Here is an 18,078-nt window from a genome sequence, read left to right as displayed (position 1 = left end):
CAGAGGAGTCTGGTGGCAGACGTGAAGAAGCTGGTCATCGTCGAGTCGCCGACCAAGATGAAGTCGATCGCCCAATACCTGGGCGACGGCTACGAGGTGCTGTCGTCGGTCGGCCACATCCGTGACCTGATCGAGCCGAAGAACCTCCCCGCAGAGCTCAAGAAGGGCCCGCTCGGCAAGTTCTCGGTCGACGTCGAGAACGGCTTCGAGCCGTACTACGTGGTCTCCGACTCCAAGAAGAAGACCGTCGCCGAACTCAAGCGCGCACTGAAGAACGCCGACGAACTGCTGCTCGCCACCGATGAGGATCGCGAGGGCGAGGCCATCGCGTGGCACCTGCTGCAGGAGCTCAAGCCCAAGGTGCCCGTGCGGCGCATGGTCTTCCACGAGATCACGAAGGACGCGATCCAGGCCGCGAAGGACAACACCCGCGAGCTCGACACCGCGCTCGTCGACGCCCAGGAGACCCGCCGCATCCTCGACCGCCTCTACGGCTACGAGGTCTCGCCTGTGCTCTGGCGCAAGGTCGGCCCGGGTCTCTCGGCCGGTCGCGTGCAGTCGGCGGCAACGCGCCTCGTGGTCGACCGCGAGCGCGAGCGGCTCGCGTTCGTCTCGGCCGAGTACTGGGACCTCCTGGGCAGGTTCGCGCCCGAGGCATCCGGTTCGTCGTTCCAGGCGAAGCTCGTGCGCGTGGGTGGCGAGAAGGTCGCCAACGGCAGCAACTTCGACGACCTCGGCAGGCTGAAGGGCAAGGCGGTCGTGCTCGACGAGCCGACCGTGCGCGCGCTCGCCGACGCGCTGCAGGCCGACGATGTGCGCCGCACCGTCACGAAGCTCGAGACGAAGCCCTGGTCGCGCAAGCCGTCGGCGCCGTTCACGACGTCGACGCTGCAGCAGGAGGCCGGCCGCAAGCTCCGACTCTCGGCGCGCGACACCATGCGGGTCGCCCAGTCGCTCTACGAGAACGGCTACATCACCTATATGCGCACCGACTCGGTGGCGCTGTCGCAGCAGGCCGTCAACGCCGCCCGCACCCAGGCGACCAAGCTCTACGGCGCCGACTCGGTGCCCGACAAGCCCCGCGTGTACGTGGGCAAGTCGAAGAACGCGCAAGAGGCGCACGAGGCCATCCGCCCGTCGGGCGAGGTGTTCCGCACGCCCTCCGAGCTGCAGAGCGCGCTGCGCGGCAGCGAGCACGCCCTCTACGACCTGATCTGGAAGCGCACGGTCGCGTCGCAGATGGCCGACGCGAAGGGCCAGACCGCGACGGTCACGATCGAGGTCGGTCCGACGCGAGCCGATGCCCCGGTGCCCGAGGGCGCCACCGCGCCAGTCGCGAGCACGATCGCCGAGTTCACGGCGAGCGGCACCGTGATCACGTTCCCCGGCTACCGTGCCGCCTACGAAGAGGGCCGCGACGAGGAGCGCAACGCCGACGACGCGTCGGGCGAGGCGAAGCTGCCGAAGCTCACCGAGGGCGAGCAGATCGGGCTCGACGAGCTCGAGGTGAAGGGCCACCAGACGAGCCCGCTGCCGCGGTACACCGAGGCGAGCCTCGTGAAGCGGCTCGAGGAGCTCGGCATCGGCCGACCGTCGACGTTCGCGTCGATCATCTCGACGATCATCGACCGCGGGTACGTGACCCGCCGGGGCCAGGCGCTCGTGCCCAGCTGGGTGGCGTTCTCGGTCGTGCGGCTGCTCGAGGAGCACTTCGGCGACCTCGTGGAGTACGACTTCACCGCCGAGATGGAGGACGACCTCGACCGCATCGCAGCGGGCGAGGCCGACCGGGTCGACTGGCTGAACGGTTTCTACTTCGGCTCCGACCACCACCGGGGCCTGCGCCAGGTGGTCGACAACCTCGGCGACATCGACGCCCGCGAGATCAACTCGGTCACGATCGCCCCCGACATCACGCTGCGCATCGGCAAGTACGGTCCCTACCTCGAGACCGTCGATGCGGATGCCGCTGCCGGTGCCGAGGCGTCGCCGCGCCGGGTGAACCTGCCCGAAGACCTCGCGCCCGACGAGCTCACCGAGGCGAAGGCCCGTGAGCTCATCGAGGCACCCGTGCAGGGCGACCGCGTGCTCGGCGAGAATCCCGCGAACGGCAAGCAGGTCGTCGTCAAAGACGGCCGGTTCGGCCCGTACGTCACCGAGCTCGAGCCCGAGCCGCCCGCAGAAGCCGCCGAGCCCACCGTCGACCCGGCCACCGGCGAGGTCGTCGACGCGCCGACCAAGCCCAAGCGGGGCGCGAAGAAGCCCGCGGCGGTCAAGCCGCGCACGGCGTCGCTCTTCAAGAGCATGCACATCGAAGAGGTCGACCTCGACACCGCGCTCAAGCTGCTCGACCTGCCCCGAACGGTCGGGGTCGACCCCGAGTCGGGCGTCGAGATCACCGCGCAGAACGGCCGCTACGGGCCGTACCTGAAGAAGGACGCCGACACCCGCACGCTTCCGAGCGAAGACGCGATCTTCGACATCGACCTGGCAGGAGCGCTCGAGCTGTTCGCGCAGCCGAAGTACGGCGCGCGCCGTGCGTCGAGCGCGCTGAAGGAATTCGACAACGACCCCGTGAGCGGCAAGCCGATCAAGGTGAAGGACGGCCGATTCGGGCCGTACGTCACCGACGGCACGACGAACGCGACGATCCCGCGCGCAGAGTCCGTTGAAGAGATCACGTTCGAGCGCGCGGTCGAGCTGCTGCAGATCAAGCGCGACAAGGGCCCGGCGGCGCCGCGCGCGAAGAAGGCGCCCGCCAAGAAGACCACGACCCGCAAGACGGCGACGAAGAAGTGAGCGCGACGGGCCTCTTCATCACCTTCGAGGGCGGTGACGGCTCCGGCAAGACGACGCAGGCGTCGCTGCTCGGCGAATGGCTCGCCGAGCAGGGCCGCGTGGTCGTGCGCACCCGTGAGCCGGGCGGCACCGACGTCGGCATCGAGGTGCGCGAGATCGTGCTGCACCACCGCGGCGACATCGCCCCGCGCGCCGAGGCCCTGCTCTACGCGGCTGACCGCGCGCACCATGTGGCGACCATCGTGCGTCCCGCGCTCGAGCGTGGCGACGTCGTCATCCAGGACCGGTACATCGACTCGTCGGTCGCCTACCAGGGTGCCGGACGCGTGCTCGACCCCGCCGAGGTGCGGGGCATCTCGGAGTGGGCGACGGGCGGCCTCGCGCCCGACCTCACGATCCTGCTCGACCTCGACGCCGAGGCCGCACGTGAGCGGCTCGACGGGGCGCGCACCCGTTACGACCGGCTCGAGGCGGAGGCATCCGAGTTCCACGATCGCGTCCGCAGCGCCTACCTCGCGCTCGCCGAGGCCGAGCCCGAGCGGTTCCTCGTCCTCGACGCGGCGGCACCGGTCGACGAGATCGCCGCGGTCGTTCGTGCCCGCGTCGCCGGGTTGCTGTGAGCGCTGCCCTGCGTGGGCGCGCTGGCGCGGTGCCGGATTCTCGGTTGCCTGTCGGGAGCGGAAGGTAGCGTTCTCACGTGAGCGTATGGAGTGAGCTGACCGGGCAGGACGCCGCCATCGCGGTGTTCCGTGCGGCGGCCGAGGCAGCCGGCGCGGCGCAGGGCGGGTCATCCGACTCGGCGTCGCCGTCAGGCTCGCAGCAGATGACGCACTCGTGGCTCATCACCGGTCCGCCCGGCTCGGGTCGATCGAATCTCGCCTACGCGTTCGCGACCGCACTCATCTCGGGCCGGCCCGACGGCGACGAGCCGACCCGCATCCAGGTCGAGGCGCGCAGCCACCCCGACCTGCACGTACTCGCCACCGAGGGCGTCATCATCAAGGTCGCCGACGTGCGCGACATCGTCAAGCGCTCGCACTACTCGCCGTCGGTCGGCCGGCACCGGGTCATCGTCGTCGAAGACGCCGACCGCATGACCGAACAGACCTCGAACGTGCTGCTGAAAGAGCTCGAAGAACCGCCCGAGCGCACAGTGTGGCTGCTGTGCGCGCCGAGCGAGGCCGACCTGATCCCGACCATTCGCTCGCGGGTGCGCTCGGTTCGGCTGCAAGTGCCGAGCATCGCCGATGTCGCGGCCCTGCTCGAACGTCGCGACGGCGTCGATTCCGCGCTCGCCGAGCGGGCCGCGCGCGAGGCGCAGAGCCACATCGGCATGGCGCACCGGCTCGCCACCAACGACGAGGCGCGGGCGCGACGCGCCGAGACCCTCGAGCTCGCGCTGCGCGTGCGCTCGGCGGCGACCGCGGTGTCGACGGCGGCACGGTTCCTCGAGATCGCCGGCGACGACGCCAAGGCGATCACCGAGCTGCGCGACGCCGAAGAGCGCGAGCACGCGCTGCACTCGCTCGGCATCGCGCCCGGGCAGGCTGTGCCCCCGGCGCTGCGGCCGCAGATCAAGGCGCTCGAAGACGACCAGAAGCGCCGGGCCACGCGCAGCCTGCGCGACGGCATCGACCGCATCCTCGTCGACCTCGCGTCGCTCTACCGCGACATCCTGCTCCTGCAGCTCGACGCCGACGTGCCGCTCGTCAACCGGGAGATGACTGCCGACCTGCGGCAGGCCGCAGCCGCCGCCACACCGTCGCGCACGCTCGCGACACTCGACGCCATCCAGACCGCACGCACCCGCATCGAGGGCAACGTGCAACCCGCACTCGCGCTCGAGGCGATGCTCGTCTCAGCGATCCGCACGACCGAACGAGGGGCCGCATGAGCGCACCGCACATCCGATCGCGAACGACGAGCCGGGGTCGGCGTGGCGCCACGCTGACCGTTACGGTCGCCGCCGCGGTCGCCGCGCTCCTCACCCTGAGCGGGTGCGTGCCGTCGCTGCTCGCACAGGAGAAGCCCGTCTCCACACCCACCGGCGAGCAGGTCGCACCTGAGCTCGAGCCGTTCTACTCGCAGGTGCTCGAGTGGGACGGGTGCGGTGAAGGCATGACGTGCGCCACCGCGAAGGCGCCGCTCGACTGGAGCGACCCCGGCGCGGGCGAGATCGAACTCGCGCTCTCGCGCCACTCGGCGACGGGCGACAAGGTCGGGTCGCTGCTGCTCAACCCCGGGGGGCCGGGCGGTTCGGGCTACGACTTCGTGATCGACTCGCTCGACTTCGCGGTCGGCGAGCCGCTCAAGCAGCGATTCGACGTCGTCGGGTTCGACCCGCGCGGCGTCAACCGGTCCACGGCCGTCGCCTGCTACGACGCGGCCGCAATGGACGAGTTCCTCTTCGGCGTCGACCCGGCCGAGCGGGGCAGCGACGAGTGGATCGAGAACCGTGGTGCCGCGAACGCGGCCTTCGGAGAGGCGTGCCTCGACGAGACCGGCGACCTGCTCGCCAACGTCGACACCGAGAGCGCCGCGCGCGACCTCGACCTGCTGCGCGCCGTGCTCGGCGACGACGAGCTGAACTACCTCGGGTTCTCGTACGGCACGTTCCTCGGGGCGACCTACGCCGAGCTGTACCCCGACAAGGTCGGCCGGCTCGTGCTCGACGGGGCGCTCGACCCGACGGCGAGCACATTCGACGTCAACAAGGCGCAGGCCGTCGGGTTCGAGGGTGCGCTCGAGGCCTACCTCGAGAACTGCCTCGCGGGTGACGAATGCCCGTTCAGCGGCACGGTCGACGACTCGGTCGACGAGATCGGCCGCCTGTTGGCATCGGTCGACGTCAGCCCGCTCCGGGGCAGCGACGGCCGCATGGTCGACGGCGACACCCTGTTCACGGCGATCATCTACCCGCTCTACAGCCCCGAATCATGGCCCTTCCTCAGCGAGATGCTCGCCGCGACCATGTTCGGCGACGGCGATGCGGCCCTCTCCTTCGCCGACGGCTACCACGGGCGCGACGCCGACGGCACCTACCTCGACAACTCGACCGAGGCGTTCCGGTCGATCAACTGCCTCGACTATCCCACGCAAGTCGACGTCGAGGTCATGCGCGAGGAGGCGGCGGAGATCGCTGCAGCCGCACCGACGTTCGGCCCGTACATGAGCTACGACGACCTCACGTGCAACGGCTGGCCGCACGAGTCCACTCGCGAGCCCGCCGAGATCCACGCAGAGGGCGCCGCCCCGATCATGGTCGTCGGCACCACGGGTGATCCTGCGACTCCCTACGAGTGGTCGGTCGCGCTCGCCGACCAGCTCGAGAGCGGTGTGCTCGTCACCTACGAGGGCGAGGGCCACACGGCGTACAACAAGTCGAACGCGTGCGTCAGCGACGCGGTCGAGTCGTATCTGATCGACGGCACGGTGCCCTCTTCCGACCCGAAGTGCTGACGTGGTCAACGCCCGCCGAAAATCCCGCTACTATTGACTCTCGTGCCAGCCGGTGCGCCCCGCGCGCCGCAGTCACGCCGCCTTAGCTCAGTCGGCAGAGCGTCTCACTCGTAATGAGAAGGTCGTGGGTTCGATTCCCACAGGCGGCTCTCACCGGGCCCGGTCTCTTCGGAGGCCGGGCCTTCACTGTTCCCCCGTACATTCGTGCCGTCAGCCTGGCGGGGCAAACCGAGGCGTCGCCCGCACAACGAACGGCCCGGGGTCGCCGGGCCGTTCGCATCTCACGCGAGGAAGAAGCGCGTAAGTCTGGGGAGGGTGTCAGCGCACCGCCTCGATCACGGCGGCATACGCCTGATAGCCCTCGGCGTTGGGGTGCAGGAACGTTTCGAGGTTTCCCGGGTCCTGGCCGAGCCATGGGTCGGGACCGAAGGCGCCGTGCCCGAGGAATGCGGCGGTGACGTCGGCGAAGACGACGTTCGCACCCTGCGCCTGCGCGGCGCTCACGGTGGCCGCGAGGACGGCATTCAGGGTCGCCGCGCCGAGATTCACCCCGTCGGCGACGCCCGGCGCGAGTGGGAGCGGGTATCCGGTGACGACGACGCGCGCGTTCGGCGATCTGCTGCTGATCGCGGCGATCGTTGCGCCGGCCTCGGGGCCGAGCTCGGTCGTGAGGTAGGTGTTCGCCGCGGCGAGTGCGATGAGGCACGGCTGGGCATTCGGATCCGGGACGCACGCGGCGAGCAGGCCCGGAAGGTTCACGCCGTTCGCACCGATGGTCAGCGTGACGAGCGTCGTGCCTCGGTTGATCTGCGCGAGCTGCGCATCGACGTCATCGAAGTCGGCTCCAGTGCACGAGGCGTTGCGCAGCAGGTTGACTCGGGGCACGGCGTCGAGCAGGGCCGGATACCCGAGCGGGCTGCGCAGGCATGCGTCGATGTAGACGCCAGTGCCCTGGCCGGCGGCGAACGAATCGCCGAGGGCGACGTACTTCGCGACCGGGGAGGATGGAGCGGCCGCCGCCGGCCCCGCGACCCCGATGGGAACAGCGAACAACGCGATGATGGCCGCGACGACCATGGCGCGACCCTTGCCGAATGCAGTCGTCATGGGCCAACGCTAGACCCGAACATGAGTGATCCACAGCATCCCCGAACGGGGGACACGGGGCAGCCTCGAACGGAGAGCCCCGTGGCAGCCCGGCCCGATGGCAGCCAATAGGCTGTGCGACATGAGCGAATCTCTGCGCTGGGGCATCCTGGCGACCGGCGGCATCGCCCGCCTCTTCACCGGCGACCTGAAGCGCAACGGCTTCGACGTGCGGGCCGCCGGCTCGCGATCGCAGGCGAGTGCCGACGCGTTCGCCGCCGAGTTCGAGATCCCGCATGCCTACGGCAGCTATGAAGCCCTCGTCGCAGACCCCGACATCGACGTCGTCTACGTCGCGTCGCCGCATCCGCACCACGCGGCACACGCGACGCTGGCGCTCGAGGCGGGCAAGCACGTGCTCATCGAGAAGCCGTTCGCGCTGAACCAGGCCCAGGCGAGGCAGGTCGCCGACGTCGCCGCCGCACACGAGCTGCTCGCGCTCGAGGCGATGTGGACGAGGTACCTGCCGCACATGGCGCGCATCCACGAACTCATCGACTCGGGTGCGTTGGGCGAGGTGCGCTCGGTCATCGCCGACCACACCCAAAAGCTGCCCGACGACCCCGCTCACCGCATCAACGCGCTCGAGCTCGGCGGCGGTGCGCTGCTCGACCTCGGCATCTACCCGGTGTCGTTCGCGTGGGACGTCTTCGGCGCCCCGAGAACCGTGCAGGCCTCGGCCACGTTCAAGGCCACGGGCGCCGATGCGCAGGTCGCCACGATCTTCGGCTACGAGGGCAACCGCATGGCCTCGTCGATCTCGGCGAGCGACACGAAGGGCCCGAACACCGCCGTCGTGCTCGGCAGCGAGGCGCGCATCGAGATCGACGCCGTTTGGTACACGGCGACGTCGTTCCGTCTCGTCTCGAACGACGGCACCGTGCTCGAGGAGTACGCCTCCGATGTGAACGGCCGCGGCATGCACTATCAGGCGGCCGCCCTCGAACGGCTCGTCGCCGATGGTCGGCTCGACGGCGGCGACGCGCTGCCGACCGCCGAGAGCGTCGCGATCATGGGCACGCTCGACGAGATCCGTGCACAGATCGGACTGCGCTACCCCGGCGAATAGGGTGGTGCGGCCTGCTGGATCGGCTTCAGCACGACCGCGTACAATGCCCGGGTGCACGACGAGACGGATGCCCCGGGCGTCGACCCGGGGCGCACCGACCCCGGTTCGAGCATGGCAGTGAGCCGCGGACCCGGCGGTGGGTCATCCGTCGTCGCCTTCGTGCGCCGGCACCGTCTCGCGGTGACCATCACGGCCGCGGCCCTCGTACTCGCCCTCGCGGGCACGGGCGCGGTGTTCGCCGGAGCCGCGACGAACGCCGGCGCGAATGCCGCCATCGAGCCGAGCACGACCCCGACACCCACCGCCGAGCCGGCACGCGCGGTGCCGGCCGAAGCGGTCGCGGCGAGCCGCGTTCGCACCTGCTCCGTCGCCGAGGCCGCCGCCGACCCCCGCCTCGCGAACATGCAGGCGCAGGTCGTGAAGGCGTCGACGGGCGAGGTGCTCTACGATCGCGGCGGCACCACCCCGTCGCGCACCGCGAGCGTCATGAAGGTGCTCACCTCGGCCGCGGCGCTCTCGGTGCTCGGGTCCGGCTACCGAGCCACGACGACCGTCGTGAAGGGCGCCGAGCCAGGCTCGATCGTGCTCGTCGGCGGCGGCGACGTGACCCTCTCGCGCACGCCGAGCGGCGACGAGACCGCGTACCCCGGCGCTGCGCACCTCGACGAACTCGCCCGCCAGGTGCACGAGGCGTGGGCCGCCGACCCCGCGAACCCGCCCATCACGAAGCTGATCCTCGACGCGAGCTACTTCGGCGGCGAGGAGTGGCACGCGAGCTGGGCGCTGTCCGAGCGCGAGCTCGGCTACATGCCGAACATCACGGCCCTCATGGTCGACGGCGACCGCGACGACCCCTACACGAACACCTCGTGGCGCAGCGAGGACCCCATCGGCCGTGCCGGCCAGGCGTTCGCCGACGAGCTCGGTGGAGTCGGCACCATCGAGCGGGGCACCGCACCCGCGGGCGCAGCGCAGCTCGGCGCGGTGTCATCGCCGACCGTCGCCGAGCTCATCGACAAGGCACTCGTCGTCTCCGATAACACGGTCGCCGAGATGCTCGCACGGCTCGTCTCGATCGAGACCGGCGCGGGCAACACGTTCGCCTCACTGAACGCCGGAATCCTCGAGGGACTCGAAGGCTACGGCGTCGACGCGGCCGGCATCACGATCGTCGACGGCTCGGGCCTCTCGCCCGACAACGCGGTGCCGCCGTCGTACCTCACGCGCCTGTTCGCGAAGGTGAACGCCCGCGAGGCGAGCCTCGGGTACATCCTCGACTCGCTGCCCATCTCGGGCGAACGGGGATCGCTCGCGTACGACGACCGGTTCTGGGGCGACAACTCGGTCGCCGACGGCCGGGTCATCGCGAAGACGGGATGGATCGACACCGGGTACACGCTGAGCGGGGTCATCCGTGCCGCCGACGACACCGATCTCACGTTCGCCGTCTACGCGCTCGGCGACGTCACCGAAGAGGCCAAGACCGCCATCGACACCCTCGCGACCGCGTTCTACCGTTGCGGCGACAACCTCTCGAACCAGTGAGCGGCGGCGGGGCGGTGGTGCAGTCAGGCGAGCGGATGCCTCGCGCCGAGGTCGTCGCGCTCACCCGCCGGCTCGTCGCGATCGATGCCACCAACCCGTCGCTCGTGCCGGGGGGAACGGGCGAGCGGGAGCTCGCCGAGGTCATCGTCGCCTGGCTCGACGATCACGGCTTCGACGTGCGCCTCATCGGCGCCGACCCGGCCAGGCCGAGCGTGCTCGCGCGCCGGCGCGGCACCGGTGGCGGTCGCACGCTGCTGCTCGCGGGGCACCTCGACACGGTCGGCGGGGCGGGGTCGGGCGCGGCCGGTGCGGGCGGGGTCGACGGTTCGAGGTCGGATGCCCCGGGGTCGAGCGCGTCCGACGCGGATGCGATCGGCGCCCGCATCGTCGGTCGCGGTGCGTACGACATGGCGGGCGGTCTCGCCGCGGCGATGGTCGCCGCGGCCGAGGCTCCTGCCGACCTCGCCGGTGATCTCGTGCTCGCGTTCGCAGCCGACGAGGAGTTCGGCTCCGTCGGCATGGAGGAACTGCTGGCGGCGATCGACGCCGAGGCGGAGGCACCCGCCGACCGGTGGCCGCGCCCCGATGCCGCCGTCGTGCTCGAACCGACCGACCTCGAGGTGACCCTCGCGCACCGCGGATTCGCGTGGTATCGCGTCGAGTACGAGGGCGTCGCCGCACACGGATCGCAGCCCGAGCTCGGGGTCGACGCCATCGACCACGCGCTCGACGGGCTCGTGGCGCTGCGCGCGCTCGCGACCGAGATCGAGGCGCGCCCGCGGCACCCGCTGCTCGGTGCCGGAAGCGTTCGCGTGGCGACGATCGAGGGCGGCACCGATGCCGCGACCGTCGCCGACCGGTGCGTGCTGGGGGTCGAGCGCCGTACGCTGCCGGGTGAGCCCGACCCTGCGGCCGAGTTGGCGCGGGTGCTCGCGCCGTCGCAGCCCGCACGCATCGTCACGCTCGTCGCACGGCCCGCGATGGAGGCCGACGCAGACTCGCCGATCGCCCGGGCCGTGCTCGCGGCTGTCGAACGCGCCACCGGTGCGCCGCCGGTGCGACGCGGCGACCCGTGGTGGACCGACGCCGGACTCATCGCCGAGGCCGGCATTGACGTCGTGCTCGTGGGGGCGACCGGCGGTGGAGCCCACGCCGACGAGGAGTGGGTGTCGGTCGAATCGCTCGGAACGCTCGTCGACGCGCTGGACGACGTCATCCGCGCCATCTGCGCCGAGAATGACGAGAATGGATGGCAGGACGGAAGGAGCCGACCATGACCCGAGCCCTGTTCATCATCGACGTGCAGAACGACTTCACCGAGGGCGGTGCGCTCGGCGTCGACGGGGGAGCGGCGGTCGCAGCCGGCGTCACCGAACTGCTGACGAGGCGGCGCGGCGAGTACGAGCTCGTGTTCGCCTCGCGCGACTGGCACGCCGGGGATCACGACAACGGCGGGCACTTCGCACTCGACTCCGAACCGAACTTCGTCGACACCTGGCCGCCGCACTGCGTCGCCGGAACACCCGGTGCCGAGTACCACCCGGCCCTGTCGATCGACGAGGTCGACGTGCACATCCGCAAAGGCCAGGGGGTGCCCGCGTACTCGATCTTCGAGGGCACCGACGACGCGGGCGACACGGTGAGCGCCGTGCTCGCACGCCACGGCATCACCGACATCGACGTCGTCGGCATCGCGACCGACTACTGCGTGCGGGCGAGCGTGCTCGACGCCCTCGAGCACGGGCAGCACGTGCGCGTGTTCACCGACCTCGTCGCGGGCGTCGCGCCCACCTCGTCCGAAGCGGCGCTCGCCGAGCTCGGCCACGCGGGCGCGACGATCACGGAGTCGAGCGTGTTGGCCGGCGCCGGGTCCGAAGCCGGCGACGCCGGCGCCGGTGCGGCCGGTGACGCCGAGGCCGGCGCGTGAGGCCCGCGGGCGCCACCCCGGTCCCCACCCTCTATGCCGAGAGCGCCGACGGCGTGCTCATCGGCTACCGGCTGCGCGGCGAGCGAGCAGCCGATACCCCGCTCCCGCCGGTGCTGCTGGTGCACGGGTTCGCTTCGAACGCGTCCGTCACCTGGGAGGGCACCGGCTGGGTGCAGGCACTCGTCGAGACGGGTCGCGAGGTGATCACCGTCGACCTGCGTGGACACGGCGACAGCGACAAGCCCGTCGACGCCGACGCCTATTCGCCCGAACTGCTCGGCGCCGACCTGCAGGCCGTGCTCGACTCGGCCGGCGTCGCACAGGTCGACGTCATCGGCTACTCCATGGGCAATCGCGTCACCTCGGCGCTCGCGACACTCGCCCCCGAACGCGTTCGACGCGTCGTCGTCGGCGGAGCGGGGCCGAACGAGCTGTTCGCCTCCTGGGACCTCGACGAGGTGCGCGCCGTGCTGGCGCACGACGAGTGGGCGGGACATCCGCTCATCGAACAGGTGCTGCGTCCCGCCATCGAAGCCGGCGCCGACCGGGAGGTGCTGCTCGCGGTCATCGAGGGGGTCTCGGGGTCGCCGCTCGCGATCCCGGGCGACATCCCGACGCTGTTCGTCGTCGGCGAGAACGACCCGGTGCCGGCTGGCGTGCAGCAGCTGGCGCTCGACTGGGAGGCCGACCTCGTGACCATCCCGGGTCGCGACCACGTCTCGACGCTGACGGCCCGCGCCTTCAAGACGGCCGCGATCGAGTTCCTCGGCTGAGGCGGGGGCTCGCGCACGAGGTCACAGACCGAGGCGACGGAAGGTGCGCTTCATCCCGCTCGGCAGGCGGCGACCGTAGACGCGGCGCCAGAGATGGCCGGTGAGCCGCGCCTTCTGAATCCCTGTCAGGGAGCTCCTGCGGATCTCGGCGATGCCCGACCGGCGCAGTGCGAGCAGCTGCGTGCTGTCGTGCGGCCACTTCTTCGAAACGCTTCCGGCCTTGTAGTACTTCTCGCACAGCATCCGGGGCACGCGCACGAACTCGCCGATGAGCGCGAGCCCGAGCAGCCACGTCCAGTCGGCGGAGTACTCTCCCTGCTCGTTCGGGTGGATGCCGCCGACCTCGGCGAACGCCGAGGCACGGAAGAGCCCGCGGTTCGGCACCCACCAATCGCCCGGGCGGCGCACCATGACGCGGCCACGCTCGACGGCGGATTCGACGCCGTCGAGTTCGTCGAACACGTGCAGGCTCGCCCGGCCGTCGACCTCGTGCACCGTCATGTCGCTGAAGGCGAGCACGGCCCGATCGTTCGCACGCAGGGCCTCGACGAGTTCCTCGACGTATGTCGGCGCGACGACATCGTCGTGGAACGCGAAGAACATCAGCTCGCCGCCGGCGCGTGCCATGAGGTCGTTCGAGTTGCGCAGCCACCCGAGGTTGGCATCGCGCTCGACGATGCGAGCGTTCGCATGGCTGTCGGCGAATCGGCGCACCACCGACAGCGTGTCGTCGGTCGACCGATCGTCGCCGATGAGGATCTCGAGGTGGGGCCACGTCTGCGCGGCGAGGCTCTCGAGCGTTCTCGTGATGAATTCCGCACCGTTGTAGGTGGGAACGAGCGCGGTGACGAGCGGGGTCCACTGTTGCGCCGGCATCGGCGTTCCTTCCTGCGGCACTCAGCCGGCGATCTCGGCGGCGAGCCGGCTGGCGCTCCACGGTGCGGTGGAGTACTTGCCGGTGTCGACCGAATAGTAGGCGCCCCGCCGTTCGACACCGTAGCGGTCGCGACGATGCAGCCCCGAGCTCGGATCGTCGAGGGCACCGCCCCGCGACTGCGCGAACACGAAGCCGCCGTGCACGATCGTGTCGACGGCGTCGTCGAACACGCGGCCGACGCCGGGCATCACCCGTTCGAGCGCGACGCGCACGTCGTCGATGAACGCCTCGAGGTCGGGCCCGGTCGGGAGAGCCGGAGCGTCCAGTTCCAGTTCGGCGCCCTCGGCGACGAGTCCGACGGGGTACCACGAGAGGTAGAAGTCCCGGCCGTTGTAGTTCTTGACGTCGCCGAAGGGCCCGACGGCGACGATCGTGCTCGGCACGTCGTGTTCGGCTCGGGTGCGGATGAACACGCAGAGCCGGTAGCGGTGATTCCACGGCCCCTGCGGGGCCAGGCCCGCCGTCGTGTCGACCGTGAGCCGGCCGCTCCAGAGCGCGTTCACCACGACATCGAAGTCGTCGTCGCCGCCATCGGTGCGCACGCGCCAGCGCCCATCCGGCGCATCGATCGGCTCGGCCGCGAGGACCGTGGTGCCGAGGCGAGACGTCACGCCCGGTTCCGCGGCGACGGCCTCGGCGAGCCGATTCGCGAACCACCGGGTGTCGACCGAGCGCTCGGGCACGCGGAACCCCGCCACGATTCCCTCGCCGGCGATGTCGCTCAGTTCGGCTGGTGCGAGGTCGGTCACCTTCGCGTCGGACACGTCGACGAGGTAGCGTGCGGCATCGGGATGTCGCTGAATGAGCTCGCTGATCGCGTCGAACTTCGCGCGCATGACGTCTGCGCCCACGACCGAGTCCCGGTGCAGCAGGTAGATGTCGTCGTCGGCGGTGATGTGCCCGTCGAGATCGCCGACGAGTTCGCGGGCGTAGTGCCCGAACAGCAGGCCTCCGGGAAGGATGTGCTCGGCCGTTGCCGTCGTCGGGTCGGCGCCGTACAGGTATCCGAGGTGGATCTTGCCCTCGTTCCAGCGGCTCGTCGCGGCCATCGGCGCGGCCTCGCGGTCGAAGAGGGTCACGTCGAGACCTCGGCGAGCCAGATTGATCGCGAGCGCACTGCCCATGATGCCGGCGCCGAGGACGGCGGCGCGCCGACGGCTCACGAGGACGCCCCGGATTCGACCGGGTCGCCGCGTACGTACTCGGCGGAGTCGTACGGACCGTCGGCGAACACGATGAGCGTCGACCCGTCGTCGAGGTAGGTCTGCTGCGCCCAGACACCCGGCTCGATCAGTACCGCGGGGCAGTCGGCGTCGAGGGTGACCCGAGCGCGCTCACCGCGGTGGCTGAAGTCGACATCGATGACCCCGCTCGCACGGAACAGCACTTGGCGGACCTGCCGGTGGGCATGGCCGCCCCGGACTGCTCCTCGCGGTGCGTTCACGACGAACGTGCGGGCGACGCTGAAGTCGGCGTCATCGAGGGTGATCGGGGTGAGCGAACCGCGGTGGTCGCGGAAGCTCTCGAGCTCGAGGACGCGCACTGCACCGTCGAGAAGGACGGACTCTCCGTTGGCCGACATGCACAGAACTGTATATCGCCTGAACGACCAGACAGGAGAAGACGCGGTTACAGCTGGTGGCCGAGCTTGTACTCGCCCTTCTTCCACTCGGGCATGGACTCCTCGCCCTCGGCCGCGCGGGTGTACGAGAAGCCGTCGGCGCCGATCGTCACCGCCATCTCGCTCGCATCGGTGCGGGCGACGACCTCCTTGGGGTTGCCGTCGAGGTCGAGCACGAGCGAGGCGTCGGTGTACCACGAGGGCACGACGGGGTTGCCCCACCAGTCGCGGCGCTGGTTGTCGTGCACGTCCCACGTGACGACGGGGTTGTCGGGGTCGCCCGTGTAGTAGTCCTGCGTGTAGATCTCGACTCGGTGGCCGTCGGGGTCGCGCAGGTACAGGTAGAACGCGTTCGAGACGCCGTGGCGTCCGGGGCCGCGCTCGATCGCGTCGGAGCGGCGGAGCGCCCCGAGCTTGTCGCAGATCGCGAGGATGTTGTGCTTCTCGTGCGTCGCGAACGCGACGTGGTGCATGCGGGGGCCGTCGCCGCCCGTCATCGCGGTGTCGTGCACGGTGGGCTTGCGTCGCATCCACGCGGCGTAGACGGTGCCCTGCTCGTCCTGGATGTCCTCGGTGACGCGGAACCCGAGCGACTGCATGAAGTTCACGGCGCGCGGCACGTCGGGGGTGACCTGGTTGAAATGGTCGAGCCGCACGAGCTCGCCGGGCGTGTGCAGGTCGTAGCGCCACGAGAGCCGCTCGACGTGTTCGGTCTGGAAGAAGAACTCGTACGGGAAGCCGAGCGGATCCTCGACCCGAACCGAGTCGCCGATGCCCTTGGTGAAACCCTCCGAGCGGCGCTCGACGCGACATCCGAGCTCGGTGTAGAACGCGACCGCGCGGTCGAGGTCCTCGGGGGTGCGCACGCGGTACGAGAACGCGGCGACCGCCGCGAGCTCGCCCTGGCGCAGCACGAGGTTGTGGTGGATGAACTCCTCGGTCGAGCGGAGGTAGATCGCCTCCTCGTCCTCCTCGGTGACGTAGAGGCCGAGCACGTCGACGTAGAACTCGCGCGAGGCGGCGAGGTCGGTCACGACGAGCTCCATGTACGCACAACGCAGGATGTCGGGCGCGGGGGCGGTGGGGGTCGGGATGGGGTTGTCGGTGTGGATCGGCGCCTCCTGGCTCACGTAGAAGCCCGAGGAGGTGAGGGTCATGTCGTCGCGGTTGGTCATGTCAGCGTCCTTGCCTGGGGTATGGGATGTCTCGGAGTGGTCTCGATACGGCGCTGGCGCGCCTACTCGACCGACAGTTTCAGCGCGGGTCGGGGTCGTCGAGCTCAGTCACGTTGTGGTGCTCGGCCTTGCCGAATGTCGGGTTGTGCACGGCACCGAGGGTGATGTGCACGGCCTGCTGGTCGGTGTAGAAGTCGATCGAGCGGTAGCCGCCCTCATGGCCGAGGCCCGAGGCCTTGACGCCGCCGAACGGGGTGCGCAGGTCGCGCACGTTGTTCGAGTTGAGCCAGACCATGCCGGCCTCGACCGCCTGCGAGAAGTTGTGCGCACGCTTCAGGTCGTTCGTCCAGATGTAGGCGGCGAGCCCGTACTTGACGCCGTTGGCGAGCTCGAGCGCCTCTTCGTCGGTGTCGAACGGGGTGATCGCCACGACCGGTCCGAAGATCTCCTCCTGGAAGATGCGGGCGTCGGGGGCCACGTCGGCGAATACCGTAGGGGCGACGTAGTTGCCGGTGGGGAAGCCCTCGGGCCGACCGCCGCCGGCGACCAGGCGACCCTCGGTCTTGCCGATCTCGACGTACGACATCACCTTGGCGTAATGCTCCGGGTGCACGAGCGCCCCGACCTCGGTCGCAGGGTCGTGCGGGTCGCCCACGACGACGCGCTTGGCCTGCGCGGCGTAGCGCTCGACGAACTCGTCGTACACCGGGCGTTCGACGAGGATGCGCGAACCGGCCGTGCAGCGTTCGCCGTTGAGCGAGAACACGCCGAAGATCGTGGCGTCGATCGCGGCGTCGAGGTCGGCGTCGGCGAACACGACGGCCGGCGACTTGCCGCCGAGCTCCATCGAGAGGCCCTTGAGGAACGGTGCGGCGTTCCCGAAGATCAGCGATCCGGTCGAGCTCTCGCCGGTGAACGAGATGAGCGGCACGTCGGGATGCTTCACGAGCGCGTCGCCCGCCTCTTCACCGAGCCCGTTGACGAGGTTGAACACGCCCTTCGGCAGGCCGGCCTCCTCGAAGATCCCGGCCCATAGCGATGCCGAGAGCGGGGTGAACTCGGCCGGCTTCAGGACGACGGTGTTGCCGGTGGCGAGCGCCGGGCCGAGCTTCCACGACTCGAGCATGAACGGCGTGTTCCAGGGCGTGATGAGCCCGGCGACGCCGATCGGCTTGCGGTTGACGTAGTTGATCTGGCGGCCGGGCACCTTGTAGGTGTCGTCTGCCTGCGCCACGATCAGGTCGGCGAAGAACCGGAAGTTCTCAGCCGCACGCCGCGCCTGCCCGAGGGCCTGCGTGATCGGCAGGCCCGAGTCGAACGACTCCAGCTCGGCCAGCTGCGCGTCGCGGGACTCGACGATATTGGCGACCTTGTGCAGCACCCGCGAGCGTTCGCGCGGGAGCATCTTCGGCCACGGGCCTTCGCGGAAGGCTCGTTCGGCTGCCGCGACGGCCCGGTCGATGTCGGCCTTCTGGCCCGCGGCGGCCTGCACGTAGGTCTCGTTCGAGACGGGGTCGAGGACGTCGAAGGTCTCGCCGCCGACCGAGTCGACGAACTCGCCGTCGATGTAGTGGCGGATGCGGTCGGGCAGGCCCTCGGGGATGTGGTGCGTCATGGCTGATGCTTT

At 70.3% G+C, this 18,078-nt stretch carries 15 protein-coding genes and 1 tRNA gene; 10 read left to right on the top strand and 6 right to left on the bottom strand.

Annotation, left to right across the window (positions count from 1 at the left end):
• Nucleotides 1–12: 12 nt before the first annotated feature.
• The 5 genes from topA to LQ757_RS18100 all read left to right on the top strand — a co-directional run bounded on the left by topA (nucleotide 13) and on the right by LQ757_RS18100 (nucleotide 6,407).
• Nucleotides 13–2,799: a type I DNA topoisomerase gene (topA, locus tag LQ757_RS18120; protein WP_231048668.1), complete on the top strand. Its 2,787-nt coding sequence runs from the start codon at nucleotides 13–15 to the stop codon at nucleotides 2,797–2,799.
• Nucleotides 2,796–3,419, top strand: coding sequence for a dTMP kinase (gene tmk / locus LQ757_RS18115; RefSeq protein ID WP_231048667.1), 624 nt, complete (start codon nucleotides 2,796–2,798; stop codon nucleotides 3,417–3,419). The genes topA and tmk overlap by 4 nt, the downstream gene beginning before the upstream one ends.
• 77 nt (nucleotides 3,420–3,496) lie before the next feature.
• A complete protein-coding gene (locus tag LQ757_RS18110) occupies nucleotides 3,497–4,693 on the top strand; it encodes a DNA polymerase III subunit delta' (RefSeq protein WP_231048666.1) in 1,197 nt (398 codons plus the stop codon).
• Entirely contained in the window at nucleotides 4,690–6,258 is a 1,569-nt protein-coding gene (locus tag LQ757_RS18105; RefSeq protein WP_231048665.1) for an alpha/beta hydrolase, read from the top strand. The genes LQ757_RS18110 and LQ757_RS18105 overlap by 4 nt, the downstream gene beginning before the upstream one ends.
• Nucleotides 6,259–6,334: 76 nt before the next feature.
• Nucleotides 6,335–6,407 (top strand) — tRNA-Thr (locus LQ757_RS18100).
• 169 nt (nucleotides 6,408–6,576) lie between these two features.
• Here LQ757_RS18100 and LQ757_RS18095 read toward each other — a convergent pair.
• A complete protein-coding gene (locus LQ757_RS18095) occupies nucleotides 6,577–7,365 on the bottom strand; it encodes an SGNH/GDSL hydrolase family protein (protein WP_231048664.1) in 789 nt (262 codons plus the stop codon).
• A 121-nt stretch (nucleotides 7,366–7,486) separates the two neighbouring features.
• Between LQ757_RS18095 and LQ757_RS18090 the strand changes: the two genes are divergently transcribed.
• The 5 genes from LQ757_RS18090 to LQ757_RS18070 are packed head-to-tail and all read left to right on the top strand — an operon-like array spanning nucleotide 7,487 to nucleotide 12,718.
• Nucleotides 7,487–8,473 (top strand): Gfo/Idh/MocA family protein, encoded by a 987-nt coding sequence (locus LQ757_RS18090; protein WP_231048663.1) that lies wholly within the window; start codon nucleotides 7,487–7,489, stop codon nucleotides 8,471–8,473.
• Between the two features lie 51 nt (nucleotides 8,474–8,524).
• Nucleotides 8,525–10,018 (top strand): D-alanyl-D-alanine carboxypeptidase/D-alanyl-D-alanine-endopeptidase, encoded by a 1,494-nt coding sequence (locus tag LQ757_RS18085; RefSeq protein ID WP_231048662.1) that lies wholly within the window; start codon nucleotides 8,525–8,527, stop codon nucleotides 10,016–10,018.
• A 35-nt stretch (nucleotides 10,019–10,053) separates the two neighbouring features.
• Nucleotides 10,054–11,295 (top strand): M20/M25/M40 family metallo-hydrolase, encoded by a 1,242-nt coding sequence (locus tag LQ757_RS18080; protein WP_231048661.1) that lies wholly within the window; start codon nucleotides 10,054–10,056, stop codon nucleotides 11,293–11,295.
• Nucleotides 11,292–11,945: an isochorismatase family protein gene (locus tag LQ757_RS18075; protein ID WP_231048660.1), complete on the top strand. Its 654-nt coding sequence runs from the start codon at nucleotides 11,292–11,294 to the stop codon at nucleotides 11,943–11,945. Before LQ757_RS18080 ends, LQ757_RS18075 begins: the two co-directional genes overlap by 4 nt.
• Complete coding sequence (locus LQ757_RS18070) at nucleotides 11,942–12,718, top strand: alpha/beta fold hydrolase (protein WP_231048659.1); 777 nt, start codon at nucleotides 11,942–11,944, stop codon at nucleotides 12,716–12,718. Before LQ757_RS18075 ends, LQ757_RS18070 begins: the two co-directional genes overlap by 4 nt.
• Before the next feature lie 21 nt (nucleotides 12,719–12,739).
• Here LQ757_RS18070 and LQ757_RS18065 read toward each other — a convergent pair whose 3' ends face one another.
• The 5 genes from LQ757_RS18065 to hpaE all read right to left on the bottom strand — a co-directional run bounded on the left by LQ757_RS18065 (nucleotide 12,740) and on the right by hpaE (nucleotide 18,066).
• The gene (locus LQ757_RS18065) at nucleotides 12,740–13,594 is read right to left on the bottom strand and encodes a glycosyltransferase family 2 protein (RefSeq protein WP_231048658.1); all 855 of its coding nucleotides are present in this window, start codon (nucleotides 13,592–13,594) and stop codon (nucleotides 12,740–12,742) included.
• Nucleotides 13,595–13,615: 21 nt separating this feature from the next.
• On the bottom strand, nucleotides 13,616–14,818 hold the full coding sequence (locus LQ757_RS18060) for an FAD-dependent oxidoreductase (protein WP_231048657.1): 1,203 nt from the start codon (nucleotides 14,816–14,818) through the stop codon (nucleotides 13,616–13,618).
• Nucleotides 14,815–15,237 carry a sugar 3,4-ketoisomerase gene (locus tag LQ757_RS18055; RefSeq protein ID WP_231048656.1) on the bottom strand — a complete coding sequence of 141 codons (423 nt, stop codon included), beginning with the start codon at nucleotides 15,235–15,237 and terminating at the stop codon, nucleotides 14,815–14,817. The genes LQ757_RS18060 and LQ757_RS18055 overlap by 4 nt, the downstream gene beginning before the upstream one ends.
• Nucleotides 15,238–15,284: 47 nt before the next feature.
• On the bottom strand, nucleotides 15,285–16,451 hold the full coding sequence (gene hpaD, locus LQ757_RS18050) for a 3,4-dihydroxyphenylacetate 2,3-dioxygenase (protein ID WP_231048655.1): 1,167 nt from the start codon (nucleotides 16,449–16,451) through the stop codon (nucleotides 15,285–15,287).
• Between the two features lie 79 nt (nucleotides 16,452–16,530).
• On the bottom strand, nucleotides 16,531–18,066 hold the full coding sequence (gene hpaE / locus LQ757_RS18045) for a 5-carboxymethyl-2-hydroxymuconate semialdehyde dehydrogenase (RefSeq protein WP_231048654.1): 1,536 nt from the start codon (nucleotides 18,064–18,066) through the stop codon (nucleotides 16,531–16,533).
• Between the last annotated feature and the right edge of the window lie 12 nt (nucleotides 18,067–18,078).

This window comes from Agromyces cavernae (assembly GCF_021044935.1).
GTDB lineage: Bacteria > Actinomycetota > Actinomycetes > Actinomycetales > Microbacteriaceae > Agromyces > Agromyces cavernae.
This window is presented reverse-complemented; position numbering and strand designations above follow the sequence as displayed.

Bases quoted from the DNA above. Each gene is read 5' to 3' on its own strand.
- hpaD (WP_231048655.1), bottom strand. From the start codon at position 16,451: ATGACCAACCGCGACGACATGACCCTCACCTCCTCGGGCTTCTACGTG.
- LQ757_RS18055 (WP_231048656.1), bottom strand. From the start codon at position 15,237: ATGTCGGCCAACGGAGAGTCCGTCCTTCTCGACGGTGCAGTGCGCGTC.
- LQ757_RS18095 (WP_231048664.1), bottom strand. From the start codon at position 7,365: ATGACGACTGCATTCGGCAAGGGTCGCGCCATGGTCGTCGCGGCCATC.
- LQ757_RS18075 (WP_231048660.1), top strand. From the start codon at position 11,292: ATGACCCGAGCCCTGTTCATCATCGACGTGCAGAACGACTTCACCGAG.
- LQ757_RS18090 (WP_231048663.1), top strand. From the start codon at position 7,487: ATGAGCGAATCTCTGCGCTGGGGCATCCTGGCGACCGGCGGCATCGCC.
- LQ757_RS18080 (WP_231048661.1), top strand. From the start codon at position 10,054: ATGCCTCGCGCCGAGGTCGTCGCGCTCACCCGCCGGCTCGTCGCGATC.
- LQ757_RS18065 (WP_231048658.1), bottom strand. From the start codon at position 13,594: ATGCCGGCGCAACAGTGGACCCCGCTCGTCACCGCGCTCGTTCCCACC.
- LQ757_RS18105 (WP_231048665.1), top strand. From the start codon at position 4,690: ATGAGCGCACCGCACATCCGATCGCGAACGACGAGCCGGGGTCGGCGT.
- hpaE (WP_231048654.1), bottom strand. From the start codon at position 18,066: ATGACGCACCACATCCCCGAGGGCCTGCCCGACCGCATCCGCCACTAC.